At 71.8% G+C, this 25249-nt stretch carries 24 protein-coding genes and 1 pseudogene; 13 read left to right on the forward strand and 12 right to left on the reverse strand.

From position 1 onward, the window contains the following. Window positions 1-617 (reverse strand): annotated as a pseudogene (locus AB0E85_RS36290) (chemotaxis protein); the annotation flags it as partial. A gap of 50 nt (window positions 618-667) precedes the next feature. Next, the gene (locus AB0E85_RS36295) at window positions 668-2239 is read right to left on the reverse strand and encodes an alpha/beta hydrolase (protein WP_361936635.1); all 1572 of its coding nucleotides are present in this window, start codon (window positions 2237-2239) and stop codon (window positions 668-670) included. Between the two features lie 303 nt (window positions 2240-2542). On the opposite strand from AB0E85_RS36295, the gene AB0E85_RS36300 reads away from it, so the two are divergent. Continuing rightward, window positions 2543-3220, forward strand: a complete 678-nt coding sequence (locus AB0E85_RS36300) for a chaplin family protein (protein WP_361936637.1) — start codon at window positions 2543-2545, stop codon at window positions 3218-3220. Window positions 3221-3230: 10 nt separating this feature from the next. Here the strand turns inward: AB0E85_RS36300 and AB0E85_RS36305 are convergent, their stop codons facing one another. From AB0E85_RS36305 to AB0E85_RS36315, 3 genes are all read right to left on the reverse strand, one after another. Further along, entirely contained in the window at window positions 3231-3965 is a 735-nt protein-coding gene (locus tag AB0E85_RS36305) for a class I SAM-dependent methyltransferase (RefSeq protein ID WP_361936639.1), read from the reverse strand. Window positions 3966-3971: 6 nt separating this feature from the next. Beyond that, window positions 3972-8249, reverse strand: coding sequence for an aminotransferase class I/II-fold pyridoxal phosphate-dependent enzyme (locus AB0E85_RS36310; RefSeq protein WP_361936672.1), 4278 nt, complete (start codon window positions 8247-8249; stop codon window positions 3972-3974). Window positions 8250-8417: 168 nt separating this feature from the next. Then, window positions 8418-8903, reverse strand: coding sequence for a nucleoside deaminase (locus AB0E85_RS36315; protein ID WP_361936641.1), 486 nt, complete (start codon window positions 8901-8903; stop codon window positions 8418-8420). Window positions 8904-9049: 146 nt separating this feature from the next. Here AB0E85_RS36315 and AB0E85_RS36320 point away from each other — a divergent pair, with 146 nt between their 5' ends. Further along, window positions 9050-9850, forward strand: coding sequence for a GNAT family N-acetyltransferase (locus AB0E85_RS36320; RefSeq protein ID WP_361936643.1), 801 nt, complete (start codon window positions 9050-9052; stop codon window positions 9848-9850). A 209-nt stretch (window positions 9851-10059) separates the two neighbouring features. Here the strand turns inward: AB0E85_RS36320 and AB0E85_RS36325 are convergent, their stop codons facing one another. Further along, entirely contained in the window at window positions 10060-10500 is a 441-nt protein-coding gene (locus AB0E85_RS36325) for an SPW repeat protein (RefSeq protein ID WP_033309457.1), read from the reverse strand. A 228-nt stretch (window positions 10501-10728) separates the two neighbouring features. Between AB0E85_RS36325 and AB0E85_RS36330 the strand changes: the two genes are divergently transcribed. From AB0E85_RS36330 to AB0E85_RS36350, 5 genes are all read left to right on the forward strand, one after another. Continuing rightward, window positions 10729-10905: a hypothetical protein gene (locus AB0E85_RS36330; RefSeq protein ID WP_167345901.1), complete on the forward strand. Its 177-nt coding sequence runs from the start codon at window positions 10729-10731 to the stop codon at window positions 10903-10905. 121 nt (window positions 10906-11026) lie between these two features. Further along, window positions 11027-11104 carry a putative leader peptide gene (locus tag AB0E85_RS36335; protein ID WP_351405193.1) on the forward strand — a complete coding sequence of 26 codons (78 nt, stop codon included), beginning with the start codon at window positions 11027-11029 and terminating at the stop codon, window positions 11102-11104. Window positions 11105-11296: 192 nt separating this feature from the next. Further along, window positions 11297-11851: an NADPH-dependent FMN reductase gene (gene ssuE / locus AB0E85_RS36340; protein ID WP_361936646.1), complete on the forward strand. Its 555-nt coding sequence runs from the start codon at window positions 11297-11299 to the stop codon at window positions 11849-11851. A gap of 49 nt (window positions 11852-11900) precedes the next feature. After that, complete coding sequence (locus tag AB0E85_RS36345; RefSeq protein ID WP_361936648.1) at window positions 11901-13052, forward strand: LLM class flavin-dependent oxidoreductase; 1152 nt, start codon at window positions 11901-11903, stop codon at window positions 13050-13052. A 102-nt stretch (window positions 13053-13154) separates the two neighbouring features. Then, window positions 13155-14402: a serine hydrolase domain-containing protein gene (locus AB0E85_RS36350; protein ID WP_361936650.1), complete on the forward strand. Its 1248-nt coding sequence runs from the start codon at window positions 13155-13157 to the stop codon at window positions 14400-14402. Here the strand turns inward: AB0E85_RS36350 and AB0E85_RS36355 are convergent. Together AB0E85_RS36355 and AB0E85_RS36360 are read right to left on the reverse strand one after the other, a co-directional pair. Further along, window positions 14399-15451 (reverse strand): acyl-CoA dehydrogenase family protein, encoded by a 1053-nt coding sequence (locus AB0E85_RS36355; RefSeq protein WP_361936652.1) that lies wholly within the window; start codon window positions 15449-15451, stop codon window positions 14399-14401. The two genes, AB0E85_RS36350 and AB0E85_RS36355, sit on opposite strands and share 4 nt — an antisense overlap. A 101-nt stretch (window positions 15452-15552) precedes the next feature. Continuing rightward, window positions 15553-16662 carry a substrate-binding domain-containing protein gene (locus tag AB0E85_RS36360; RefSeq protein WP_361936654.1) on the reverse strand — a complete coding sequence of 370 codons (1110 nt, stop codon included), beginning with the start codon at window positions 16660-16662 and terminating at the stop codon, window positions 15553-15555. A 78-nt stretch (window positions 16663-16740) separates the two neighbouring features. On the opposite strand from AB0E85_RS36360, the gene AB0E85_RS36365 reads away from it, so the two are divergent. The 4 genes from AB0E85_RS36365 to AB0E85_RS36380 all read left to right on the forward strand — a co-directional run bounded on the left by AB0E85_RS36365 (window position 16741) and on the right by AB0E85_RS36380 (window position 20744). Continuing rightward, window positions 16741-17178, forward strand: a complete 438-nt coding sequence (locus AB0E85_RS36365) for a MarR family transcriptional regulator (protein ID WP_361936656.1) — start codon at window positions 16741-16743, stop codon at window positions 17176-17178. Between the two features lie 284 nt (window positions 17179-17462). Continuing rightward, window positions 17463-18353, forward strand: a complete 891-nt coding sequence (locus tag AB0E85_RS36370; RefSeq protein WP_361936658.1) for a glycoside hydrolase family 19 protein — start codon at window positions 17463-17465, stop codon at window positions 18351-18353. A gap of 75 nt (window positions 18354-18428) precedes the next feature. After that, window positions 18429-19790: a PI-PLC domain-containing protein gene (locus tag AB0E85_RS36375; protein WP_361936674.1), complete on the forward strand. Its 1362-nt coding sequence runs from the start codon at window positions 18429-18431 to the stop codon at window positions 19788-19790. A gap of 42 nt (window positions 19791-19832) precedes the next feature. Further along, a complete protein-coding gene (locus tag AB0E85_RS36380) occupies window positions 19833-20744 on the forward strand; it encodes an oxidoreductase (protein ID WP_361936660.1) in 912 nt (303 codons plus the stop codon). A 7-nt stretch (window positions 20745-20751) separates the two neighbouring features. Here the strand turns inward: AB0E85_RS36380 and AB0E85_RS36385 are convergent, their stop codons facing one another. Together AB0E85_RS36385 and AB0E85_RS36390 are read right to left on the reverse strand one after the other, a co-directional pair. Further along, on the reverse strand, window positions 20752-21210 hold the full coding sequence (locus AB0E85_RS36385; protein ID WP_361936662.1) for a pyridoxamine 5'-phosphate oxidase family protein: 459 nt from the start codon (window positions 21208-21210) through the stop codon (window positions 20752-20754). A 70-nt stretch (window positions 21211-21280) separates the two neighbouring features. Continuing rightward, the gene (locus AB0E85_RS36390; RefSeq protein ID WP_361936664.1) at window positions 21281-21682 is read right to left on the reverse strand and encodes a tautomerase family protein; all 402 of its coding nucleotides are present in this window, start codon (window positions 21680-21682) and stop codon (window positions 21281-21283) included. A gap of 139 nt (window positions 21683-21821) precedes the next feature. On the opposite strand from AB0E85_RS36390, the gene AB0E85_RS36395 reads away from it, so the two are divergent. Next, window positions 21822-22214, forward strand: a complete 393-nt coding sequence (locus AB0E85_RS36395) for a VOC family protein (protein ID WP_361936666.1) — start codon at window positions 21822-21824, stop codon at window positions 22212-22214. A 43-nt stretch (window positions 22215-22257) separates the two neighbouring features. Further along, window positions 22258-23337, forward strand: a complete 1080-nt coding sequence (locus tag AB0E85_RS36400; RefSeq protein WP_361936668.1) for an adenosine deaminase — start codon at window positions 22258-22260, stop codon at window positions 23335-23337. Here AB0E85_RS36400 and AB0E85_RS36405 read toward each other — a convergent pair. Beyond that, window positions 23319-23834 carry a DUF664 domain-containing protein gene (locus AB0E85_RS36405; protein WP_361936670.1) on the reverse strand — a complete coding sequence of 172 codons (516 nt, stop codon included), beginning with the start codon at window positions 23832-23834 and terminating at the stop codon, window positions 23319-23321. The two genes, AB0E85_RS36400 and AB0E85_RS36405, sit on opposite strands and share 19 nt — an antisense overlap. Before the next feature lie 27 nt (window positions 23835-23861). Beyond that, window positions 23862-25178: a carotenoid oxygenase family protein gene (locus tag AB0E85_RS36410; RefSeq protein WP_361936676.1), complete on the reverse strand. Its 1317-nt coding sequence runs from the start codon at window positions 25176-25178 to the stop codon at window positions 23862-23864. Between the last annotated feature and the right edge of the window lie 71 nt (window positions 25179-25249).

Below are 25249 nucleotides of genomic sequence, written 5' to 3' on the forward strand. Positions count from 1 at the left end.
GCTCTTCCGATCTGCACGGCGGTCATCGCGGTGCCGGCCTCGCGCAGGAACTGGCGGGTGCGTTCCTCCCGGAAGGCGCTCGGCGTGTCGCCGATCCGCTGCTGTCGCTCCGGGTCGAAGTTCTCCACGCGCCGGGTCATCGGGAAGCCGCCGACCCGGGCCTCGGTGACCCGGTCGACGCCGCCGTTCCACAGGGTGACGCGGTCCGCGGCGAGCGACAGGACCCAGAAGGGCCGTCCGGCCGTCTGGGCGGAGACGAGGTTGCGGGTCAGGAAGGTGTCCGAGAGGACCACGCGTTCGGGGACGGACCTCGCCACCGACCACACCTGGTGCTCGCCCGGAGCGGCGAAGATCACCAGCCCGTCCTCGGCGTGTGTCAGGTCCACCTCGGTCATGGCCCGGTCCAGGTGCCCGGCGACCTCGGTGCGTCGCTCACGGGTGACGGCCGGGTCGGCCTCCAGCTGCCTCTTGGCCTCGGCCACCGCGTTGCGCAGCCGGACCTGGTCCTGGGCGTTGTAGGGATCGCGCCGATGGGTCGGCGTCAGCACGGAGACCGCGGGGTAGGGGCGCGGACGCCGCAGCTCGGCAAGGGTCGCGGGACTCAGAACGCTCTCCATGACAGAACGATAGAGCGAATTCGCCTTTAGGGCATTTGGGGCAATCGATCTCACTCGTCGTCGCGGTCCGAGCCGCAGGAGCTGCCGTCCGGCGGGAGGGTCCCGTACAGCAGGAAGGCGTCGACCTTGCTGTGCACGCACTTCGACGAGCCGTAGCCGGTGTGCCCTTCGCCGCGGTTGTCGAGCACCACGGCCGACGACCCGAGCCGCCTGGCCGTCTCCACCGTCCAGCGGTACGGCGTGGCCGGATCGCCCCGGGTGCCGACGAGCAGCATCCTCGGCGTGTCGACGTCCTTGACGTCCTCGCGGATGTAGTCGGTGCCCTTGGGGCGGCCGTAGCACATCAGCACCTGGGTGAGCCGGTAGCGGCCGAAGACCGGTGAGGCCTGCTCGTAGCGGGCGCGCAGCCGGCCGAGGTCCTCGGTGACCTGCGCGGCGGCGGGGCGGTCCGGATCGTCCGCGCAGTTGACCGCCATCAGTGCCGCCGGCAGGTTGTCGAGCGGCACGTCCGCGGGATCGGTCAGCCCGGCGTGCGGGCCGCGCTTCGGCGGGAGGGTGAAGCCCCCGGACAGGAACGCCTCCAGGCCGCTCGGGTCGCCGTCCTCCAGCAGCCGGCCGATGGCCCGCTGGAGCGAGGGCCAGAGCTCCCTGCTGTAGAGGCCCTGCCCGAGAGCGCCGGCGAAGTCCTGCCCGGAGAACGCCTCGCCGAAGTCGTTCGGCAGCGGATCCTTGTCAAGCGACTCGACCACCTGTACGACGTGCTTCCGGGCTTCTCGCGGATCCCGCCCGAACGGGCAGGCGATGTCCTCGGTGCACCAGGTCAGGAAGTTCTCCAGTGCGGTCTGCTGTCCCCGGGCGCTCGCCACACCCTGGTCGGACAGGGGCTCGGTCAGTGTGTCGACACCGTCCAGCACCATCCTGCCGACGTTGTCGGGGTGCTGGGCCGCGTACACCGCGCCGAGCCGGCTCCCGTAGGAGAAGCCCAGGTAGTTGAGCTTGTCGTCGCCGAGCGCGTCGCGTATGACGTCCAGGTCGCGGGCGGCGTTGACCGTGCCGATGTGGGGCAGGACCGGGCCCGAGTGCTCGGTGCACTGGGCCGCCGCCGCGCGCAGCTCTTCGAGCACGGCCCCCGGATCGGTCACGTCGGCATTGCCGTCGGTGGCGTCCAGGGCGCTGTCCGAGGCGTTTCCGCAGCTGACGGGCGAGGAGCGGCCGACGCCGCGCGGGTCGAAGGAGACCACGTCGTAGCCGTTCGTCAGGCCCATGAAGTCCTTGCCGCCCATGGCGAGTTGGGCCACGCCCTGGCCGCCCGGGCCGCCGAAGTTCAGCAGGACCGATCCGCGTGAGGTGCCCGTGGCCCGGTAGCGGGCGACGGCGACGTCGAGGGTGCCCTGCCCGGGCTCGGCGTAGTCGAGCGGGACGGTGACCTTCCCGCACTGGAGGTCCTTCGGCATGTCCATGCCTTCGCACTTCGACCAGGTGACCTTCTGGTCGTAGAAGCGCGTGAGTCCGGGCGGCGGGTCGTCGGCGGCCGGCAGTGCCGTGCCCAGCAGGGCGAGCCCGGCCGTACCGGTGACCGCGCAGCGCCGTATCGAGGGGCGCGTGGACAGATTCGCCAGCATCGATCCTCCAGGGACGCGGGGCGTCCCGCAGCGGACCGGGACGGGCGCCCTCGCTCACCATAAGCGGGCCCCGGGAGCCTCGCCTCCGGGCGGGCGGAGCCGGGCGGCGCCCCGCGTTCTGTGCCGCCCGTCCCGGCGAAGCCCGCATGCGGAGCCGGTATACGAAGGGCTTTACCGCTAGTTCGACAACCGGGCCGCTCGATGGAGTGAAAGGCCGATAAGCCATAACTCGGACCGGCCGCCCCGCGTTCTATGCGGTGCGGGCGAGTGCCCGCGACACGATGTCTGGAAGGCAGGGGTCATATGAGACGCCTTACCCGAAACGGAGTGATCGCCGTCGCCGCCGCATCGGGCGCGATGGCCGTGACCGTCCCCGCGTACGCCGGCTCCGGTGCGGACGGCTCGACGGCCGGTTCGCCCGGGGTGGTCTCCGGCAACACCGTCCAGCTGCCGGTGCACGTTCCGGTGAACGTGTGCGGGAACACCGTGAACGTGGTGGGGCTCCTGAACCCCGCCGCCGGCAACGGCTGTGCGAACGTGGACGACGGGCGGGCGGGCCGGCCGGGCACGTCCGGCGGTGCGGTCGCCGAGGCAGGCGGAAAGGATTCACCGGGGGTCATCTCCGGCAACGGCGTGCAGTTGCCGGTCGACCTCCCGGTCAACGTCACGGGCAACTCGGCGAACGTGGTCGGCATCGGCAACCCGTCGACCGGCAACGCGTCCTCGAACACCCCCGGTGACCGGCGCCCGGTCCGCCCCCAGCACCCGCCGAAGCCGCTCCCGGACCGGACCCCGCCGCCCCGCCAGGACCCGGCCCCCGAACCGGCCCCGCGCAGCGGCCCGCACACCGTCCCGCACGCCACCGGCGCCCTGGCCCACACGGGCACGGACCACACCCTCCAGGCCGTCGCGGCCGGCGCGGCCCTGGTCGCCGGGGGAGTGGTGCTGCGCCGGAGGTTCCGCCCGGGGTCGGACGGCTGACGGACGCGGGCTACACCGCCTCGGCCACCCCTGTGAGCAGCACCATCCCCGAGTCCCCGTAATCGGGCAGGGTCGGGTCCACGTCGATGTGGGTCACGTCCAGGGCCCGGGTCAGGGGCGTGAAGACCTCCGTCACGGTCGCCGGGTTCACCGGGCAGCCGGGCCAGCGGGAGGCCGGACCGATGCGGTACGTCGGCATGTTCTCCATGAACGCGGCGACGAGGTGGCCGCCCGGCCGGACCGTGCGGACGAAGGCACGGCAGAAGTCGGCGAACTCCGCGAAGTCCTCCGTGACGCTCTCGGCGACGAAGTGCATGGAGGCGAGCCCGTACGCCCCCGGCGGCAGGGTCCGCACGTCGGCGTGGACGATGTTCACCGGGGCCAGCGCTCCGGCGAGGGTCGCGGGCACCGCGGGGTTGAGCTGCCGGCACAGCGCGTGGAAGGGGAGCCAGCTCGCGTCGAGCCGGTGGCAGATCTGGTCCTCCAGGTAGGCGATGTTGCCGGCTCCGGCCTCCACGGCGTCGATCCTGCGGCACGCGGCGGACGCCAGTATGAGCGGGTACAGGTTGGGTCCCGCCCCGAACTCCACCGAGCGGGCGATCCGGCCGGACGGAAGGCCCCGGTAGAACGCGGAGTGGTGCGCGATGACCGTCGCGTCCGACGCGTGCACCTCGCGGTAGTTCTCCGCGAGGTAGTCGGAGACCGGCCACCGGTCCCAGTCCACGTCGTCGTTGTGCGTCGTCATGGCCCTCTAGCCCTTCAGCCGCAGCGGGAAGCGTTCGGACAGCCGGGTCAGGGTCCCGTTCAGATGGTCGATGTCCTCGTCCGAGTTGAGGGCCGTGAGCTGGACGCGGAACCCCACCCGGTCCCGGGGGACCAGCGGGTAGGCCGCCAGCGTCACGTAGACGCCCTCCTGCCACAGGAACGCGGCGACCGCGTCCAGGTCCGCGGGGTTCGCCAGCGGCACCTCCACGATCGGCAGCCGGTCCGAGTTGAGGGTGCTGACCCCCATTCCCTCCAGGTGGTCGAGGACCCGGACCGTCTTGCGGTACAGGTCCGCCCGGATCGCGTCGCCCCGGCGTTCGTTGACGTCCAGCCCGGCCAGCGCGGTCGCCAGTGACGCCGTCGGTGACGGCCCCGAGTACAGATAGGGGGCCGCCGCGGTCTTCAGCCTGTTCTTCAGCTCCGGCGGCAGGGCGAGGAACGCCAGCAAGGACGAGTACGCCTTGGAGAACCCGCCCACGAGCACGATCCCCTCGTACGACTCCCCGGTGTGCCGCACCACGCAGTTGCCGCGCATGCCGTACGGGCACGTCTCGCCGGGCCCCCGTTCCCCGATCACGCCGAAGCCGTGCGCGTCGTCGACGTACAGCGTCGCCCCCTCGGAGCGGCACACCGCCGCAAGGGAAGGCAGATCGGGGATGTTGCCGCTCATGCTGTTGACGCCGTCGAGACACACCAGTCGAGGGGTGCCCGGCGGGACCGCGGCCAGCAGGGCACGCAGTTCGTCGAGCCGCTCGGCATGGAAGCGGTGCAGGGTGGCGCCCTGCGCCCGGGCCACCACGCAGCCGTCGTAGACCGTGCGGTGCGCGGTCGCCTCCACGAAGACGTGCCCGTCCTCCGCGATGGCCGGGATCACCGAGGAGTGCACCAGCGTCAGGGTGGGCAGCAGCAGCGTGTCCGGCGCGCCCAGCAGCGCGGCCAGCCGCTCCTCGATGTCGGGGTACAGCCGCGGGCTGCCCAGCAGCCGCGACCAGCTGGGATGCGTGCCCCACCGGCGGACCGCGGGATCGACCGATCCCATGACCTCCGGGTCCCAGTCGAAGCCCAGGTAGTTGCACGACGCGAAGTCGATCAGCCAGTGGTCACCGCTGCGGATGTGCCTCCCGCGGACCTCGTCCAGGACCGCGTCGCTCATCGGGCTGGTGCGCCGCAGGTGCTCCAGGTCCGCCCAGCGCGCTTCGCGGCGGCCGCGGGCGGCATCGACCCGGGGCCTCGGGGTCTGCGGGGGTGCGAAGGGGCGGGCGGTCGGTTCCCGCAGCACGTGCGCGCTCTGCTCCACCGTCAGCGGCCGGGCGAACAGGAACCCCTGCCCGAACCGGCACCCCATGCCGGCCAGCAGATCCCGCTGCGCGGTGTCCTCGATGCCCTCCGCGATCACTTGCAGGCCCAGGGTGTCGGCGATCCGCACGATGCCCTCGACGAGGGCGACCTGCTGGGCGTCCTGTGCGATGTCGTCGATGAACGACTTGTCGATCTTGAGTACGTCGATGGGGAAGTCGCGCAGGTAGCGCAGCGACGAGAAGCCGGTGCCGAAGTCGTCGACCGCGATGTGGACCCCGAGTTCCTTCAGTGTGTTCAGCACCGTCTGGAGCCGGTCGTCGCGGTGCAGCAGGACCGTCTCCGTCAGCTCCAGCTGGAGTGATCCCGGTTCGAGCCCGGGGGTGCTCAGTGCCTCCCCGACCTGCTCGATGAACCCGGCGTCGCGGAACTGACGGGCGGAGACGTTCACGCTGACGTACGGCGGACGGCCGGGGCCCGGCAGCCGTTGCAGCCCGATGATGTCGCTGACCGCGTTCTCCAGCACCCACGAGCCCAGCGGGGCGATGTGGCCGGTCTCCTCCGCCAGGCTGATGAACTGCTCCGGGGCGACGGGCGGCCGGTGTTCGTGCGGCCAGCGGACCAGCGCCTCGAACCCGACGACCTCGCCCGCCGTGATGTCCACCACCGGCTGGTAGCGCAGCGCGAACGCCTTGTCGGCGACCGCCTGGGCCAGCTGGGACTGCAGATCGTGCCGTTCGACCATGCGGCTGCGCAGCAGCGGCTTGAAGCGGCGCCACTGCCGCTTGCCCGCCGCCTTCGCCGCGTACAGCGCGAGGTCGGCATGGCCCAGCAGCTCTTCCGCGTCCGTGCTGTCGCGCGCGGTGGCCACGCCCACGCTGGCGGACACCGTCACCGACTCGTCGGCCAGGTCGAAGGGCCTGCCCAGGGTCTGGATCACCTGCGCCGCGAGCAGCTCGGCGTCCAGCGGCTGCTTGGCGTCCTCCATCAGCACGGCGAACTCGTCGCCGCCGAGCCGGGCCGCGGTGTCGGTGCGCCGCAGTGTCCGGGACAGCCGGTTGCCGACCGCGACCAGCAGATGGTCGCCCACCCGGTGCCCCATGGTGTCGTTGACCAGCTTGAAGTCGTCGAGGTCGATGAAGAGGAGGCAGGTCAGGGACGACTCGCGGCGGCCGCGCAGCAGGGCGCGTTCGATCCGCTCCAGCAGCAGCGTCCGGTTGGGCAGACCGGTCAGTGAGTCGTGGAAGGCGCGCTGTGTCAGCTCCTGCTCCAGTCGCCGTTGCTCGGTCACGTCCCGCAGGGTCACCACCAGACCGGACACGGTCCGCTCGTCCCGGAAGTCGCTGAAGCGGACCTCCACCTCGACGCGCCCTTCCCGGCGCCGCACCCACCAGTGGTCGTGGCCCGCCCCCGAACCCCGCTCCCGTACGGCGGCCAGCTCCCGGGCCGCCCGCTGCCGGTCACCGGGGTCCACCAGGTCCGGCAGGGACACGCCGAGCAGCTCGTCGGTGCCGAAGACGGACCGCGCGGACGGGCTGGCGTACCGGATGGTGTCGTCGTCCTCCAGGATCAGGATCACGTCGGAGGCGTTGCGGACGAGGGTGCGGAAGTACGCCTCGTTCTCCCGACGGATGACCTCCTGGCGCAATGCGACGCGCTCCATGGCCAGACCCGCGTGCGAGGCCAGGATCTCCAGGGAGCCCCAGGTCTCGTGGAGCTGCCGCTCGGGGGCGGCGACCAGCAGGATGCCCGGCACGGCTCTGGCCGGCCGGTCGGGCTGGGTCATGGGGCACACCAGGACGGACGGCAGGCCGCCGAGCGCGGCGGCGACCTCGGGGTCGAGGGCGGCCGGGCTGACCAGCCGGGTGCCGTGGGCGCCCAGGTCCGTCGCGTGCTCCGTGGGGAGCAGCATCGTCCGGTGCGGTACCTCCGGGCCCATCAGCCGGTCGACCGCCCGGTGGCAGGACTGGTCGACCTCTTCCTGCCGGAAGGCGGAGACCAGCGAGGCGGCGGCTCCCCGCAGGGCCAGCTCCCGCGTCACCGCGTGACGGTGCGCCACGACCATCCCCGCCAGCCGGAGGATCACGAGCAGGAACAGCACCCCTGAGAACGCCGCGATCACGGCGGCGTCCCGGGTCTGACCGCTCAGCCCCTCCCAGAGCAGGATCCCCGGCGCGATGAGCGTGGCCACGGCGAGCATGACCAGCCGGCGCCGCGGCGGCAGCAGGGACTCCCGCTGGGGCACGGAAGCCGTCAGTTCGATCATGGAGGGCTGGAGCGCGGCCAGGCCCCAGGCGGTGTAGAAGACGACCCAGCCGAGATCCAACAGGCTGCCGGTCTGCCATACGTCGTTCAACTGGAGGATCCCGTACGCGATGTCCGTCACGAGCAGGGTCACGGTGCCGACCACCAGCAGGCGTACGGCGCGATTGGAACCGTCGACCGGGCTGGGGGTGAGCAGCCTGACCAGCAGGGCCAGCACCAGGATGTCGCCGAGGGGGTAGGCGATGCTGATGGCCCGCTGCTGCCAGGTCAGGCCCTGCAGCACGGTCAGCGGTTGTACCAGGTACACCCACACGGGCAGCGCGAGGCCGGCGGTGACGATCAGTGCGTCCAGCAGGCTCGGCAGGTCGCGGTTGGCCCAGCGATGGCGCACCAGGCCCAGGAGGCCGACCGCGAAGAGCGGGTACATCGCGAGGTAGCAGGCGTCGGCCGGGGACGGGAACGGGTTGGAGGCTCCCAGGTACTGCTCCATCACGAAGTAGTACGTGTCTCCCGCGATGAAGACGAGCAAGCCGGCGGCCAGGACCCACCAGGGCCACGGGTGGGCGGGCCGGTGCAGGCGTGTCCCGATCACGATGGCGGCGACACCGGCCAGCCCCATCACGGCCCACATCACGGGAACCATCACCGGGACGGTCATGTACACGACGGTGACGACCGCGACCAGGATGACGTAGACGGTCATGAGCCGACGTGCCGGCAGCGAGGACATGTGCCTCCCCCCGTCGGGGAGACCGGGGCGTACGCCTGGTCTTACGCCTGGGCCAATTGAAATCGATCGTAGGTTCGTCCGAGCGGCCCTGCATCTCGGGCGGACGCCCGTCGGGGCGGATCGGAGCCTCGCCGTGACGTCTCAGTGGCGTCCGCGGTGGAACCTGATGTGCAACTCCTTGACCTGGTCCGTCAGTTCGGGCACCGGTCCGTCCACGGTGACACCGGGTGCGACCTCCTGCACGGGGAGTGGCCGGACCGGCCCCACAGGGGCACCCAACTCGCCCAGCCAGGCGGCGAGTTGCTCGGACGAGGCGACGTAGACGATGCGCCCGAGGCCGACCCAGGCGTGCGCGGCCGCGCACATCGGGCAGTGCTCGCCGGAGGTGTAGACCGTGGCGGCCGCCCGTTCCCCGGGCGTGAGGTGTGCCGCCGACCAGCGCGCGAGCTCGAACTCGGGGTGCCGGGTGCGGTCGCCCGAGGCCACCCGGTTGCGGTCCCCGGCGAGGACGGTGCCGTCCGCTCCCACCAGGACCGAACCGAACGGCTCGTCCCCGGCCTCCAGCGCCTCGGCGGCCAGCTCCACGCAGCGGCGCAAGTGCGGCAGTTCCGTGTCCTTCACGACCATGGGCCGGCCTTTCCCGTGACGACGCGATCAACAGGACCATAGGGCGGCGGTGCGCCGGGCGGAAGGAACGGGGCCGCAGGCCGCAAGGGTGCCGCCGGACCGGAAAACCGTTTGCCGTCCGGCCCGGCGGCTGGTGAGGTCTGCCCATGGATCATGCCGAGTTGCTCGCCCTGTTCGACCGCGACCTGCGGGTGGGAGCGCGGCCGGACGGCCCCGGCGCCCGGGTCGAGCGGACCGGCGGTGTCGTCCGGCAGGTCGCCTCTCCGCAGGGCTGGAACGGCATCGTGTGGTCCGCCCTCGACGAGGCCGGGGCGGACGCGGTGATCGCCGCGCAGATCGGCCTCTACACCGGACTCGGTCTCGACTTCGAGTGGAAGCTGTACGGGCACGACCGCCCGGCCGACCTCGGGCGGCGGCTGTGCGAGGCAGGGTTCACGCCCGGGCCCGAGGAGACGCTGATGATCGGCGAGGCCGCCGGTCTGGCCCACGGCGCCGAGCCGCCCGAGGGCGTGCGCGTCGAGCCCGTCACCGACCCGGCGGGCGTCGCTCTCGTGGCCGACGTCCACGATAAGGCGTTCGGCGCGGACAGCGCCTGGCTGCGCCATCAGCTCCTCGCCCGACTGTCGGCCGACCCGGACACCGTCGTCGCCGTCGTGGCGATGGCCGGCGACGAGCCGGTGAGCGCGGCCTGCATGGAACTCGTACCCGGCACACCCTTCGCCGGACTGTGGGGCGGCGGCACCGTCCAGGAGTGGCGTGGCCGCGGCATCTACCGCACGCTGGTGGCCCACCGCGCCCGCGCGGCCGCGGCCCGTGGCTACCGCTACCTCCAGGTGGACGCCTCCAGCCAGAGCCGGCCGATCCTGGAACGCCTGGGCTTCGTGCCGCTGACGACCACGACGCCGTACGAGTACAGGTCGCGCGCAGCAGCGCGTCGCGGTCCCTGAGGTCGGCGCGGTCGCCGTTCTCCCGGCTCCTGTCGAGGCCCGTGACCTTGTGGCCCGGTGACCCGCCCGCCGACCGGGGACGCCCCCTTCGGTCCGCGCGGCGCCGACGAGTCACCCATGAGGCCCGTGCGGCGGCTGCCGCCGACGGCTGTCATGGGCGGGCCGGTCCGGGGCGCGGACCGGCCTTCGGCTCCTTTCCGGCGTTTTCGCTACGGCCTGGGCGAGGCCTTCGCCGCAGTTCCGGCGCACACCAGCCCGAGTACCACGGCCAGTGCACCGATGATGATGTTGTTCCACACGACCCCGGCGTCCGGGCTTTCGCCCACGATCCACGGCGAGATGATCATCCAGACCCCGAGGGCACACATGGCCCAGCTCAGGCCGTACATGCGCTCGGGAGCACGAGTGAAGCCGAGCGCCAGCAGGCCGATCGCGATCCCCATGATCAGGTTGTGGGTCACGAGTGCCGGCTGGCTGGTCGTGTAGTGGACTATCCACGGGGAGGCGGCGCAGTACAGACCGAGCAGGAACACCGGTCCGTCCACGAGCGCCACATCGCGGCCGCCGAGCACGCGGGCGTACCGATCCCGCATCTCGGAGGCGTCAGGGTGGCTGGTGATGTCACCTCTGGTGGGCGAGACGTTGGCCATGACTCGTCTCCTTCATGGTGCAGGGCGCCCGCGTCTGGAGGGGTATGCGGTAAACGCCGCGTAAGCATCATTCTGCTCTTATGTCCCCTTTATGTGTAGAGGTCGGCGAGAGGTGCGGAATCTACCCGGCGGTACATGTCCGGCCGGATCGGGGGCATCCGGATGTGTACGACAGCGACCGATCGACGTCGCCCGGCGGGCGGCGCGGGACAGGGGAGGGCAGCGGACGTGACTGCGGCCATCAGCGCGAAGGTGTTGGAACGGTTCCCGGCGGGGTCTCCGCGCGGATCGTGGCCCGCGGAGGAGTACGCGGCCCGCCGCCGTGCCGAGGGCGAGGCCGCCACCGTCGTGATGGACCTGGAGTCGGACGCCTTCCTCGTGGTCGTCCCGGCGGACGAGGACTGAATTCCTCCGTCCCGCACGGCCTTTCAGGTCACCTTCCGCGAAATCCGCGGTCCGTCATACGAGATGGGCCGCGGATTTCTTGACGGGCGCCGTCCCCGCTGCCACGATCCATGGCATGACCATGCGACTGGACCTCACGCGGCGACGCCACGTCGACCTCGCACGCGTCTCCAGCGCTTCCTGTCGCGCCGCAGCCTGAGTCTCCCGGCTCGCCGCTTCCACTCACCGCCTCATCCGCCGTCGGACGACTCTTGTCGTGCCGAGGCGACGCCCTGTGCGGTGAAGTTCCCTCACGCCTGAATTCGTTGCTCCGGCGCGCCCTTCTCCAGCGGAGAACCCGAAATTCGGTCGTGCCCCGCGCAGTCGCGCCTTCTCCCGGAAAAGAGAGCCCATGGCCACCGTCCTGTCCGTCTCCGGCAGCCCCTCCGCCTCCTCCCGCACCAGCCGACTGCTGCGCCACCTCGACCAGCGGCTGGCGGCCCAGGGCCATGACGTGATCCCACTCGACGTCCGCACCATCCCCGCGGAGGCCCTGCTCGGCGCGGACTTCCGCCACCCCGCGATCGTCGAGGCCACCGAGCTGTTCGCGCGGGCCGACGGCGTCGTCGTCGGCACCCCCGTCTACAAGGCGTCCTACTCCGGTGTCCTGAAGGCCTTGCTGGACCTGCTCCCGCAGTACGCCCTCGCCGGCAAGACCGTGCTGCCGCTCGCCACCGGCGGCAGTGTCGCCCACGTCCTGGCCATCGACTACGCGCTGCGCCCGGTGCTCACCTCCATGGGTGCGGCCCACATCGTGCAGGGCTGGTTCACCCTCGACAAGGACCTCGCCGTGCGGGACGACGGCACCCTGGCCGTAGCGCCGGCCGCCACCGAGGCACTCGGCCAGGTGATCGATCAGTTCTCCGCCGCGCTCGGCCGCACCCCGCTGCTGGCCGTGGCGGGCTGACCCCCGCCCGCCGCCGCGCCGTCGCACCACCCCTCGATCGGAGACCCCCGTGCCCCTCACCTTCCACTGGTTCCTGCCCACCAACGGCGACAGCCGCCATGTCGTCGGCGGCGGTCACGGCACCCCGGCCACCGCGTCAGGGCGGGACCGGCCGCCGACGGTGGCCTACCTGAGCCAGATCGCCCGAGCTGCCGAGGAGGTGGGCTTCGCGGGTGCCCTCACGCCCACCGGTGCCTGGTGCGAGGACGCGTGGCTCACCACGGCGATGGTCGCCCAGCACACCGAACGCCTGAAGTTCCTCGTCGCCTTCCGGCCGGGTCTCATCTCACCCACGCTCGCCGCGCAGATGGCCGCCACCTTCCAGCGTCAGACCGGCGGACGGCTGCTGCTCAACGTCGTCACCGGCGGCGAGAACAAGGAGCAGCGCGCCTTCGGGGACTTCCTCGACAAGGACGGGCGATACCGCCGCACCGGCGAGTTCCTCGACGTCGTCCGGGGGTTGTGGGAAGGCGGGGCCGTCGACCTGCACGGCGAACACGTCCGCGTGGAGGACGCGGCGCTGGCCCGGGTCCCCGACCCCGTGCCCGAAATCTACTTCGGCGGCTCCTCGCCCATCGCCGGTGAGATCGCCGCCCGGCACTCCGACGTCTATCTCACCTGGGGCGAACCGCCCGCCCAGGTCGCCGAGAAGATCGCCCGGATCCGGTCGCTGGCCGAAGCGCGGGGCCGCACCCTGCGCTTCGGCATCCGGCTGCACGTCATCACCCGTGACACCGCCGAGCAGGCCTGGGCCGAGGCGGACCGGCTGCTCGACGGCTTCGACGCGGAGACCGTGGCGTCGGTGCAGGCCGGCCTCGCCCGCAGCGAGTCCGAGGGGCAGCAGCGCATGCTCGCCCTGCACGGCGGCCGCCGCGACCGTCTGGAGATCCACCCCAACCTGTGGGCCGGCATCGGCCTGGTGCGCGGCGGGGCGGGCACCGCCCTGGTCGGCAGCCACGACGAGGTCGCCGAGCGGATCAGGGAGTACCACGCCCTGGGCATCGACGAGTTCATCCTCTCCGGCTATCCGCACCTGGAGGAGGCGTACTGGTTCGGTGAGGGTGTCCTGCCGCGCCTCGCCGCGCAGGGACTGTGGCGGCACCCCGGCGGCAAGGAGACCGTGCCCGCGGCTCCTGCTCCCTTCGTGCCGGTCGCGAGCTGACCTCCGGTCCTCCCCGTCCGGAAGATCAACCCTGGAGCCGTGCGCGGGCGTCCTGGTCACCGAGGAGGCAACCCCGCCCCTCGGTGATCAGGAGGCACAGGTATGAAACTGCGCGCCGCACGCTCCGTCTCGGTCGTTCTGGCCGTGGCGCTGTCCGCCGGCACGGTGGCACTCGCCCCGGCGGCGCAGGCCGCCGGGCCGCAGCACGGCCACGAGGCGACGCGGGCCGCGTTACGAGCCCTGGTCGAGCAGGGCGGTCTCCCCGGGGCGGCGGCCACAGTCCGGGACGGCAACGGCAGTTGGTTCGGCCGGTCCGGCTACGCCGACACGTCGACCGGCCGCAAGCGGTCGGCCGGTGAACACTTCCGCGGAGCCAGCATCACCAAGACGTTCATCGCGACCGTCCTGCTCCAGCTGGAGGCGGAAGGCAGACTGAGCCTGGACGACACGGTCGAGCGATGGCTGCCCGGCCTGCTGCGCGGCAACGGCCACGACGGTGACGAGGTCACACTGCGCCGGCTCCTCAACCACACCAGTGGCATCCCCAACTACACCGACGACCCCGACCTCATCCACGACGCCGCGGGGCCCGGATTCCCGGAGCACCGGTACGACACCCACACCCCCGAGGAACTGGTGGCGATCGCTCTGCGGCGCCCACCGCAGCCCGGCCCGGAGAACGAACCGTCGTACTCCAACACCAACTTCATCGTCGCGGGCATGGTCATCGAGAAGGTCACCGGCCGCGGCTACGCCCAGGAGATCACCCGCCGCATCCTCCGGCCGCTGAAGCTGCACGGGACGTCGTTCCCCGGCACGGCACCCCACATGCCCGAACCCCACCCTGTCGGCTACTCCCGGCTCCACCAGGACGCCCCCGACGCCGAGATACACGACGCCACGGAGCAGAACATGACCTGGCTGGGCGCGGCCGGCGACGTCATCTCCACCGGCGGCGACCTCAACCGCTTCCAACGCGCCCTCGTAAAGGGCCGCTTGCTGCCCCCGCGGCAGCTGAACGAGATGTTCGAGGAGGTTCCGGCCGGTCCAGGCATCGGATACGGACTCGGAGTCGAGTTCGCGCAGTTGTCCTGCGGTGTGAAGGTGATGGGCAAGAGCGGCCGGACGAACGGCTCCCTGTCCGCGATGGTCGGCACCCAGGACGGCGAGCACCAGCTCACGTTCAACATCAACGGAGACTGGCTCCCCGACTCCTCCCTCTACATCGACGTCATCGAAGCGGAGTTCTGCGGAAAGACCCCCTCCCGGACGGACCGGACGGACCGGACGGACGGGATGGACGGGATGGACCGAACGGACCGGACGCCGGCCATGCCGCACCTCCGCTAGCCGGACGCCGCCAGCGAGCCGAGGTGCCTCCGGCGTGCCTCGGCCGTCTGGCCCTGCACCAGCAGGAACATCCCCTCGCGCGCCAGCCGCTGCGCCCGGCTGCCCAGATCCATGGCACGCCCGCCCCCGGCGACGATCGCCGCGGTGGTGGCCGCCCGCAGGAGGTCGTACGCACGGGTCTTCACGGCCAGTCGCTCCGGTACGCAGCCGGGCGCGGCGGGCTGGTCGGCCAGGGCGTAGGCGTCCTGCCGGACCTCGTCGAGCCGGGTCCGCAGCGACCGGGCCGTCTCCTCGCCGTCCGGTGTGCGCGCCACCAGGTCCAGCGCCGCGTACGCGACCCCGAACACGGCCGGACTGGTGTTGGCGGCCCGGGGCAGGTCGACCTGGGCGAACTCCTCCTGGGGCGTGCGCAGCACGACGGCCTCCTCCGGCACCCGCAGGCCGTCCAGCTCCAGGGAGACCGTACGGGCGGCGGTGAGAGCCGCGAGCCGCATCGGTGCCGACGCCGTGAGCCCCGGCTGCTCGCGCGCCTCGGCGAACACGAACACCACCTCGGCCGTGTCCGTCACGCCGGCCAGCAGCATCACGTCGTTCAGGCCCCAGCCCGTGTACCAGGGCACCCTGCCCTCGAACCGCCAGCCGCCCTCCTCGGGAACGGCCCGCACGGGCACCCGGGGGAAGGCACGGACATGGGCGAACGCGATGCCCGCCATCAGCTCGCCGGTCGCCAGCGGCCGCAGCAGCTTCTCCCGGACGGGAGAGGCGTAGGTGGCGAGCAGCTTCACCGGTGTGTGGTGCTGTGTCTGCACGAACCAGGTGGAGCAGCACGCCCCGGACAGGATCTCCGCGGTCTCCCGCGCCACGGCCACGGGCGCGTCGGCCCCGCCGTACTCCTGCGGCGCGACCACACCGAGGAGCCCCGCCCGCTTCACCGCCTCGACATGGCTCGCCGGCACCCCCTCCTGGTCGACGCGCTCGGCCTGCGGGAGGAGCAGATCGCCGGCCAGTCGCTGGGCGCGGGCCACGAGGGGATGAGGTGTGGTGGTCATGGGAGGGATTCTCGCGGCCGGGCGGTGCGGTGCGCCGACCCGGGGGGCGTGTCGCCGGCCGACCGGCCGCACATCCGGCAGGCGCGGACCGGAGTGTGCCGTCAGAGGCGGGCGTCCAGCTCCGTGAGGACGTCGAAGTCCAGCCCGTCGGCCCGTGCCAGGTAGATCCGCTGGCGCACATGGGCGTCCCGGAGGCGGAGCAGCCCGCGCGGGCCCTCGTACGACACCGTCCCCGCGCCGGCCGCCGCGCCGATCGCCGAGACGTCCAGCGCCCCGGCCCGTTTCAGCAGTGCGGCCAGCAGCAGTACACCCTCGTAGCAGGACTCGCCGAGGCTGCCGAGGGCGGGCGCCTCGACGCCGTAGCGGGCGGCGTACCGCCCGTGGAAGTCGAGGGTGTCGCGATTGGCCAGCGAGGCGAAGAACCCGGCCGTGCTGAAGAGGTCCTCGGTCGCGGCGGGGCCGCTCGCCACCAGCATGTTCTCGTCCATCAGGGTGCTCAGCCGCAGGCAGCACGTGTCCAGTCCGTACGCGGCGAACTCCCGGTTGAAGCGCACCGCGTCACTGCCGACGAGCAGCATCAGCACCGCGTCGGCGCCGGAGCGTTCGACGCGGCGGAGCACCGGGGCGAAGTCGTGGGTGCCGAGCGGGAGATAGGCCTCGCCGGCGACGCACCCGCCGCAGTCCCGGGCGTACCCGCGGGCCGAACGGGCCGTGTGCCGCGGCCACACGTAGTCGTTGCCCACGACGAACCAGCGCCGCACCCCGCGCTCGCGGGCCAGCAGCTGCATCGCCGGCCGGAGCTGGTCGCGCGGGGTCTCGCTCGTCAGGAAGACCCCCGCCGTGTCCTCCCCGCCCTCGTACAGCGCGGTGTACACGTACGGGACGCGGTGTGCGATCCGGGGTGCCAGCGCCTGCCGTACGGAGGAGATGTGCCAACCGGTGACGCCCTGCACGGCCCCCAGGTCCACCAGCGCCCCGACCTCGTCGGCGATCTCGTGCGGCGCGCCCGAGCCGTCGACCGGCACCAGCCGCAGCTCCCTGCCGAGCACGCCACCGTCCCGGTTGACCTCCTCGGCGGCCAGCCGGGCGCACAGCTCACAGGTGGGCCCGAAGATCCCGGCCGGCCCCTGAAGGGGGAAGACGAGGGCCACGCCGAGCACGGAGTCGTCGGCCGTGAACCACTCGGGCGCGGGGCGGTCGTGCCGGAACATGGCGTCATGATTCCGGCTCCACGGGACGAACTCCAGTGCGTCTCCTACGATGGACACCCCTCGTGACCTAGGAGCAGGATGCCCAGCCCCACCCCGCGTCGGCCCGACGACCTCGCGCAGTTGCTGACGCGGGCCGAACGACTCGTGGCGCGGCGATTGCAGGGTGTGCTGGAGGCGGAGGGCTGCTCCCTGGACGCGTGGCGGGTGCTCGCCTCGCTCTCCGACGGCGAGGGGCACCACATGACGGGGCTGGCGGAGGCCGCCTTCCTGCCGCCGCCGACACTGACCAAACTGGTCGACCAGCTCGTCGACCAGAACCTGGTGCACCGCAGGGTCGACCCGTTCGACCGGCGCCGCATCCTCGCCCATCTCACCCCGCGCGGCCAGGAGTACTGGCAGCGCCTCGACCGGGCGGTCCGCGCGGACCGGCCCCCGCTCGGCGGCGGCGACGAGGACCTGCTGCGGTCCCTGCTGGGCCGGCTGGCGGCAGCGCTGGAGGACCCGGCGCACGTGTGAGCGCCGGACGCCGGAGCGCCGGACGCCGGAGCGCCGGACGGGTCGCCGATCGCGCCGAGCCGACTCGGGATGACGAGGCGTCAGCCAGCGCGGACGCCAACAGGTCTATACCTGACTGGTCTACACCCTTGACTGGTACAGACCAACGCGGTTGAGTGTGGCACCACAGCCCCCCACCACGGCCGCCCCCACGCCGTGACCGGACCACCGGCGCGTGCGGGCAAGGGCCTTCCTCGCCCTGCCCTCGTCAGGGTGCGGCCGTGCTCCGCGAAGGAGTTGAACCCGTGTCGAGACGCCGCATCTCCGCAGTCCTGGCCACCCTCGCCCTCGCCGGCACCGCGCCGGTGCTCCTGCCCGCCTCGAACGCCTCGGCCGCCGCCTGCTCCAGCTACCCGAACTGGACGGCCGGGAAGTCGTACAACGCCGGCGACGTCGTCCGCTACACCGACGGCAAGGCGTACATCGCCGAGCACGCCAACCCGGGCTACGACCCGGTCATCAGCACCTGGTACTGGGAGCCGTACGCCTGCGACAACGGCCCCGGCACGCCCAACGCGCGCTTCGTGGTGAGCGAGGCCCAGTTCAACCAGATGTTCCCGAACCGGAATGCGTTCTACAGCTACAGCGGGCTCACCGCGGCCCTCAGTGCCTACCCCGGCTTCGCCAACACCGGCAGCGACACGGTGAAGAAGCAGGAGGCCGCCGCCTTCCTCGCCAACGTCAGCCACGAGACCGGCGGTCTGGTGCACGTGGTGGAGCAGAACACCGCGAACTACCCGCACTACTGCGACTGGGGACGGCCCTACGGCTGTCCGGCCGGGCAGGCCGCCTATTACGGGCGCGGCCCGATCCAGCTGAGCTGGAACTTCAACTACAAGGCCGCGGGCGACGCGCTCGGCATCGACCTGCTGAACAACCCCTGGCTGGTGCAGAACGACTCGGCCGTCGCGTGGAAGACCGCCCTGTGGTACTGGAACACCCAGACCGGCCCCGGTTCCATGACCCCGCACAACGCCATGGTGAACGGCGCCGGGTTCGGCCAGACGATCCGCAGCATCAACGGCTCCCTGGAGTGCGACGGAAAGAACCCGGCGCAGGTGCAGAGCCGGGTGAACAACTACCAGCGGTTCACCCAGATCCTCGGCACGTCACCCGGGGGCAACCTGTACTGCTGACGCGGGGCCGTGCGGCGTGGTGTCATGCGGGATGTCATGAACCTGACGGATAACCGAAGGGCTTCCCTCATGCGTCTGCGCACCCCCCACGCCCTGCTCGCCACGACCGCGGCACTGGCCGCCGCGGTCGTGGCTCCCCAGCCCGCTGCCGCCGCCGTTCCGGCTCCGGGCCCGTACTACGTCCAGAGCGCCACGACCGGGCTCAACGCGGCCGACAACGGCGGCGCGATCGAGCAGCACAGACCCCGCGGCAACGAGGACCGCCAGCAGTGGCAGCTGAAGCCGAGCGGCTCCTCGTACGTCCTGGAGAGCACCGACGCGGCCGGCAGCTGTCTCGGCCGCAGCGGCGACCTGGCCGCGACCGTCGCCTGCGCGAGCGCCGACGCCGGGTGGGAGGTCAGCCCGATCGGCGCCGACCGCTACACCCTCAAGGCCCCGGGAACCACCCGCCACCTCACGGTCGCGCCCAAGCCGTCCGGCGCCACCTACCCGGCCCGGCTCGCCGTCGGCGGATCCGGTGACCTCGCCGCCTGGTACCTCACCCCGGTCACACCCGCCACCCGGCCCATGCCGCCGCAGGACCGGCGCACCCTGGACCAGGTCACCTTCCTCACCACGCACAACGCGTACGCCAACGGCGTCGACGGCGGCTTCGCGCCACCCTTCGTGAACCTCGTGCCCAACCAGACCCGCGGCATCGAACGCCAACTGGCCGACGGAGTCCGCGGATTCATGCTGGACATCCACCAGACGCCCGACGGTGCGATCCTCTGCCACAACAGCTGCACCCTCGTCAGCAGACCGGTCGCTCTGTGGGTCGACCTCCAGCGCATGGTCGACTTCCTCAAGGCCCACCCCGACCAGTTCGTCACCGTCTTCCTGGAGGACTACGTCGACCCGGCCGTCCTGCGCGCCGAACTCGCCCGCGTGAACGGTCTGTCGGACGTGCTCTATCGGCCCGACCTCACCGGCGTACGGCAGAAGGGCTGGCCGACGACGGCGGAACTGGCCGCAGCCGGTGACCGGCTGCTGATCTTCACCGACCACAGCCGCTCCGCCGACCAGGCGGCGGGCCTGACCCGGGACAGCTTCGGGGTCATGTACCAGCGTGAGTGGACCGTCGAGAACCACTGGTCCATGGGTTCCGGCCTCGGCACCTCCGACTGGTCCTGCTACAGCCGCTGGTACGGCGCCGACACCAACATCCCGCTGACCCGCACCGAACCCGGGTTCCGTCCGCTGTTCGTCATGAACCACTTCCGTGACGTCCCGCTCGCCGGCACGGCCGGCACGGACAACACCAAACTCGCCGACCGCGCCCAGAGGTTCTGCCAGCCGGCCGCCCGCAAGAAGCCCAACTTCCTCGCCGTGGACCACTACGACCGCGGCAACCCGGCCTCCGCCGTCACCACCCTCAACACGTACACGTATCCGTAAACCGGCTTCGCCGGCCCGCGTGCCGTGTGTGAGACTCCGCCGATGAGCTCACAGACGATCACCGCGGACGCCGCGGGCACCTGGAAACTCGGCGACCTGCCCGTCCACCGCCTCGGTTTCGGCGCGATGCGGCTGACGGGCAGCGCCGCCTTCCACCACGGCACACCGAGCGACCGCCACCGGTCGATCGCCGTACTGCGCAAGGCGATCGACCTCGGCGTCACCCACATCGACACGGCCGCCTTCTACTTCTCCTCGCTGCGCTCCGCCAACAACGAACTGATCAACAGCGCACTCGCGCCCTACCCCGACGACCTGGTCATCGTCACCAAGGTGGGCCCGTACCGTGCCTACGACGGGGAGTGGGGCACCTCCGCCCGGCCCGAGGACCTGCGCGGCCACGTGGAGGAGAACCTGCGCCAGCTCGGCCGCGACCACCTGGACGTGGTCAACCTGCGCCGGATGCCGCAGTACGACTCGATCGCCGACCACTTCGGGGCACTGGCCGAACTGCGCGAGGCGGGCCTGATCCGGCACCTCGGCATCTCCAACGTCACGCCCCGCCATCTCGCCGAGGCCCGGGCCATCGCCCCCGTGGTCTGCGTCCAGAACCGGTACGCGCTCGACCGTCCCGACACCGACGGCGACGAACTGCTCCGGGTCTGCGGCGAGCAGGGCATCGCCTTCGTGCCGTTCTACGCCGTCGCGGGCGAGGCCGCCGAGCGGGGCGCCACAACCGCCCACGACGAGGATGTCCGCGCCGTGGCCCGGGCCCATGGCGCCAGCCCCGCCCAGATCCGCATCGCGTGGACCCTGCACCAGGGCCCCCACGTCCTCGCCATTCCCGGCACCGGCAACCCCGACCATCTCGCGGAGAACGTGGCGGCGGGCGCGATCCGTCTCACCGACGAGGAGCTGGCAAGGCTCAACCGGCTGCGCAGGGACCCGGTTTGACGTACCGTCACACGGCCCAGACGCCCTCCCGCATGAGATGCCTGCGTGGCAGCTCGTGCACCTCGCACCACGCCTGCACCGCGCGCGGCTGCACCCGGAAGAACGCGTACGACGCGTGACCCCCGCGCGGATCCCAGCCGGTCTTCGCGCGGAACGCCTCGACCGCCGCGGGCGGCACGTCCCCCATCGGGTAGGTGCGCACCTCACCGTCGACCAGCACGACGTCCCGGGTGTCCCCGAGGGCCAGCCGGGCCCGCCCGCCGTCCCGCAGATTGCGGCCGGTGGGATTGGTCAGCCGGGTGCACAGCCACACGGCCTCGTCGTGCCACACGAACCACAGCGGCACGAGACAGGGCATTCCTTCGGCGTCGGCCGTCGCGACCCAGATGTCGATCTCGCTCTCCAGGCGACCTAGCAGGTCCGTCTTGCGCTGTTCTGGGGTGCGGGGTGGCTCGGTGATCTTCATGGACAGGACGGTAGCGAGCGGCGCCGCCCGGCACCTCGGGCCACAGACCTGGGATCCTCGGACCACGGTCCTAGGCCGGGGGCCTCGGGCTGTCGAGATACTGCGCGGCCCCCTCGCCCAGCGACCAGTCCGCCGACCCGTTCTCCGTCAGGACGACGAACACGTTCCGCGGCTCCGTGCCCGCGTACGCGTGGGCCAGTTCCGCGATCCTGCGGTAGAGCGCCTGCTTCTGTGCAGGCGTGCGGCCGGACCGGAGTGTGACCGCGACGTACGCGATGCCGTCGTCGCGGTGCACGCCGAGGTAGTCGTCATACCGCAGGGTGCCGCTCGCGCCGTCGTGGTCCGTCAGCACCTGGAACCGGTCGTCGGGCGGTATGCCGATGGTCTCCGTCAGGGCGTCGTGCACGGCACGGCCGAGTGCGGCGAGGCGCTCGGGACCGGCTCGGAGCGTGTCGATGCGGACGAAGGGCATGGGGCCTCCTGAAGTCGTCGATCGCGAGTGTACATACTAGTAGTTACAGTCGCGGATCCGGAGGTCGGGCACGTAGTTGGCATCCCCGGGGTTTTACGTATAACCTCTCCGGTCAACCGCCCGCTCCGAGAGGCTCTCGATGAGACGTATCGCCCTGGTCACCCTCGTCGTCGACGACTACGACGAGGCGATCCGCTTCTACACCGACGCCCTCGGATTCCGGCTCGTCGAGGACGCGCCCCGGCCCGACGGATCGCGCTGGGTCGTCGTCGAACCCGGTGCCCCAGGAGCCGGTACCGGTCTGCTGCTGGCCCGCGCCAAGGGGGACGTCCAGGCCGCCCGGGTCGGGGACCAGACCGGTGGACGGGTCGGCTTCTTCCTGCACACCGACGACTTCGCCCGCGACCACGCCCGGATGACCGCCGCGGGCGTGGCGTTCCTGGAGGAGCCGCGGCACGAGCCGTACGGGACCGTCGCCGTCTTCCAGGACCTGTACGGCAACCGCTGGGACCTGCTCCAGCCTGCCGGCTGATCCCCCCGCCGCTTCGAACCACCCGCCCGAGGAAAGACCCGCCATGACTGCTACGCGCGTAGACGCCGATCTGATCCGCCGCCTCCCCAAGGCCGTCCTGCACGACCACCTCGACGGCGGCCTGCGCCCCGCCACCGTGGTGGAGCTGGCCGACGCGGTCGGCCACACCCTGCCCACCACCGACCCGGACGAGCTCGCCGCCTGGTACTACGAGGCCGCCAACTCCGGCGACCTGGTCCGCTACATAGCCACCTTCGAGCACACCCTCGCCGTGATGCAGACCCGCGAGGGCCTGCTGCGCACGGCCGAGGAGTACGTGCTCGACCTGGCCGCCGACGGTGTCGTCTACGGCGAGGTGCGTTACGCCCCCGAGCTGAACACCAACGGCGAGCTGACCATGGCCGAGGTCGTCGAGACCGTCCAGGAGGGTCTGGCGGCGGGCATGGCCAAGGCTGCCGCCGCGGGCACGCCGGTGCGGGTCGGCACCCTGCTCTGCGGCATGCGGATGTTCGACCGGGTGCGCGAGGCCGCCGACCTGGCCGTGGCGTTCCGCGACGCCGGTGTCGTCGGCTTCGACATCGCCGGCGCCGAGGACGGCTTCCCGCCCGCCGACCACCTCGCGGCCTTCGAGCACCTGCGCCGCGAGAACGTGCCGTTCACCATCCACGCCGGCGAGGCGCACGGCCTGCCCAGCATCCACCAGGCCCTCCAGGTGTGCGGCGCCCAGCGCATCGGGCACGGTGTGCGGATCACCGACGACATCCCGGACCTCGCGGCGGGCAAGCTCGGGCGGCTGGCGGGCTGGGTGCGCGACCGGCGCATCGCCCTGGAGATGTGCCCGACGTCCAACCTCCAGACGGGCGCCGCCACCTCGATCGCCGAGCACCCGATCACCGCGCTCAAGGACCTCGGCTTCCGCGTCACCCTCAACACCGACAACCGCCTCGTGTCGGGCACGACCATGACCCGCGAGATGTCCCTGCTGGTCGAGCAGGCGGGCTGGACCGTCGAGGATCTGCGCACGGTCACCGTGAACGCCCTGAAGAGCGCGTTCATCCCCTTCGACGAGCGGAACGCGCTGATCCGGGACGTGGTGCTGCCCGGTTACGCCGCCGCGCTCTGAAGCAGCCCGCGCAGGTAGGCGGCCTGTCCGACGTGCTGGAGATCGTCGGACAGGACGCTGACCAGCCGGACGCCCAGGGTGACCGGCGGGTCCCAGCGGTCGTCGACGACCCGCTCCAGGTCCTTGGCGGCGAGGCCCCGCAGGGCGTCCAGGCTCTGGTCGTGCACGGCGTCGTAGTAGCCGGTCAGCAGCTCACCCGAGTCGACCTTGACCCGTGCGACCTTGGCGGGGCTGTGGCCGTAGCCGGTGTCGCGGCGGGGCAGGTCGAGACCGAAGCGCTTCTCCCAGTCCCGGGACAGCCACACCTGGTCCAGGCCGAAGGCGTCGGCCATGTGGTCGTCCTGGACGCGGGTGAGGTGCCAGACCAGCCAGGCGATCGAGTTGGTGTCGGGTGAGGGGCGGGCGGCCAGCTCGTCCGGCCCGAGCCCCTCGACGGTGGCGTGGACTTCTTCGCGGATGCGGCTGAAACCGTCGATGAGGATGTCCTTCGCATGCATACGTCCACCATCGCGCATCGCCGGGGTTCACGCGTCGGGAATCCAGCTCCCGTGGAAGCCCAGCGGCACCCGTCCCGGAAGATGGATCCGGGCCACCGGCTCCCCGGTGAAGTCCTGGGCCGCGAGGATCACCAGGTCCGACGCCCCGCGGTCGGGGTTGTGCACATACGCGATCGCATACCCGTCGTCCTCCGCGGCCTGCCCGTCGCACGGGTCGGACGGCACGAACACGGCCTCGCTCGCCGCCGCGCCCCCGGGCAGCCGGTGGATCTCGGACGTGCCGCGCAGCAGGTCGTGCTTGATGAGCGCGTTGGTGAAGGCCCGGTCGGGCGGTGTGCCGTCGACCGCCTGGTAGGCGAGCGACATCTCCGCGGCCGCCGCCGAGTAGCCGTACCGGTGCCGGCGGGACACCAGCGCCTCGTTGACCCGGGGGAACTCCTGGGGGCGGTCGTCGAGGGTCCTGGTCCGCACCCGCCCCTGGCGCAGGTCGACCGTCCAGCGGTCGAGCCGGGGCGTGCCCGCTCCGTAGGGGCCGCCCGAGCCGTTGCCGGCGACGAGGAACGGCGCGTCGAAGTTGGTCATGTCGACGACGATGCGCGGCCCCTCCTCGTAGGCGTTGAGGGTGTGCGAGTAGTAGACCGGGTCGACCTCGAACCAGCGGACCGCGCCGCCCGCTCGGGGCAGCACGCCGACCCGTGCCGGATGCCGGTCGTTCCAGACGTACGGCACGATGTCGCCGCGCTCGGCTCCCCCCGGGTCGAAGGTGACCGGCATGTCGAGGATCACCACATGGTTCTCGGTGAGCGCGAAGTCGTGGATCATCGGCGCGTCCGCCACCGGGATCCTCGTGGTCCGCACGACCCGGCCGGCCGGGCCGACGACCAGGTGCCTCACATGGTCCCAGGTCGGGTGGTAGGCGATCGCGTGCAGCTCCTCGGCGTGCACGTCGAACTTGGTGTGAGCGGTGAGCGGGCCCTTCAGGGTGCCCCGGAAGTCGTACGGCGCGACGGTGTTCAGCTCGTCGTCGAGCTCGTACGGCAGCGGCCCGCTCTCCTGGAGGGCGAGGATCCGCCCGCGGTAGGGGATCACATGGGTGTTGCACGGGAAGTCGTCCGGCGGCACCGGACCCGGGTACCGCTCCCCGAGCTTCTTCGCCACCTGCGAGGACCGCAGCCAGCGGTTGCGGTACCACTCCGCCCGGCCCTCGCGCAGCCGCACCCCGTGCACCATGCCCTCGCCGAGCATCCAGTGGTGGGCGCGCGGGTCCTCCAGCCCCAGGACGTTGGGGCCGTTGCGCAGGTAGCGGCCGTTCAGCGCGCGCGGGATGCGGCCGGTGACCGGCAGGTCGAAGGCCCGACATCATCGCCATGGTGCTCGGCATGCCCCGCGCCCTGTTCCCGCAGCTCGCCTCCCAG

This window comes from Streptomyces sp. NPDC029044, from assembly GCF_040637495.1.
Lineage (GTDB): Bacteria > Actinomycetota > Actinomycetes > Streptomycetales > Streptomycetaceae > Streptomyces.

What these genes read in the sequence shown, in the direction of transcription:
- AB0E85_RS36355 (WP_361936652.1), bottom strand. Translation starts at nt 15,451, where the DNA reads ATGACCACCACACCTCATCCCCTCGTGGCCCGCGCCCAGCGACTGGCC.
- AB0E85_RS36295 (WP_361936635.1), bottom strand. Translation starts at nt 2,239, where the DNA reads ATGCTGGCGAATCTGTCCACGCGCCCCTCGATACGGCGCTGCGCGGTC.
- AB0E85_RS36400 (WP_361936668.1), top strand. Translation starts at nt 22,258, where the DNA reads ATGACTGCTACGCGCGTAGACGCCGATCTGATCCGCCGCCTCCCCAAG.
- AB0E85_RS36380 (WP_361936660.1), top strand. Translation starts at nt 19,833, where the DNA reads ATGAGCTCACAGACGATCACCGCGGACGCCGCGGGCACCTGGAAACTC.
- AB0E85_RS36335 (WP_351405193.1), top strand. Translation starts at nt 11,027, where the DNA reads ATGCGACTGGACCTCACGCGGCGACGCCACGTCGACCTCGCACGCGTC.
- ssuE (WP_361936646.1), top strand. Translation starts at nt 11,297, where the DNA reads ATGGCCACCGTCCTGTCCGTCTCCGGCAGCCCCTCCGCCTCCTCCCGC.
- AB0E85_RS36395 (WP_361936666.1), top strand. Translation starts at nt 21,822, where the DNA reads ATGAGACGTATCGCCCTGGTCACCCTCGTCGTCGACGACTACGACGAG.
- AB0E85_RS36405 (WP_361936670.1), bottom strand. Translation starts at nt 23,834, where the DNA reads ATGCATGCGAAGGACATCCTCATCGACGGTTTCAGCCGCATCCGCGAA.
- AB0E85_RS36300 (WP_361936637.1), top strand. Translation starts at nt 2,543, where the DNA reads ATGAGACGCCTTACCCGAAACGGAGTGATCGCCGTCGCCGCCGCATCG.
- AB0E85_RS36360 (WP_361936654.1), bottom strand. Translation starts at nt 16,662, where the DNA reads ATGTTCCGGCACGACCGCCCCGCGCCCGAGTGGTTCACGGCCGACGAC.
- AB0E85_RS36325 (WP_033309457.1), bottom strand. Translation starts at nt 10,500, where the DNA reads ATGGCCAACGTCTCGCCCACCAGAGGTGACATCACCAGCCACCCTGAC.
- AB0E85_RS36390 (WP_361936664.1), bottom strand. Translation starts at nt 21,682, where the DNA reads ATGCCCTTCGTCCGCATCGACACGCTCCGAGCCGGTCCCGAGCGCCTC.
- AB0E85_RS36350 (WP_361936650.1), top strand. Translation starts at nt 13,155, where the DNA reads ATGAAACTGCGCGCCGCACGCTCCGTCTCGGTCGTTCTGGCCGTGGCG.
- AB0E85_RS36385 (WP_361936662.1), bottom strand. Translation starts at nt 21,210, where the DNA reads ATGAAGATCACCGAGCCACCCCGCACCCCAGAACAGCGCAAGACGGAC.
- AB0E85_RS36315 (WP_361936641.1), bottom strand. Translation starts at nt 8,903, where the DNA reads ATGGTCGTGAAGGACACGGAACTGCCGCACTTGCGCCGCTGCGTGGAG.
- AB0E85_RS36310 (WP_361936672.1), bottom strand. Translation starts at nt 8,249, where the DNA reads ATGACCGTCTACGTCATCCTGGTCGCGGTCGTCACCGTCGTGTACATG.
- AB0E85_RS36365 (WP_361936656.1), top strand. Translation starts at nt 16,741, where the DNA reads ATGCCCAGCCCCACCCCGCGTCGGCCCGACGACCTCGCGCAGTTGCTG.
- AB0E85_RS36305 (WP_361936639.1), bottom strand. Translation starts at nt 3,965, where the DNA reads ATGACGACGCACAACGACGACGTGGACTGGGACCGGTGGCCGGTCTCC.
- AB0E85_RS36320 (WP_361936643.1), top strand. Translation starts at nt 9,050, where the DNA reads ATGGATCATGCCGAGTTGCTCGCCCTGTTCGACCGCGACCTGCGGGTG.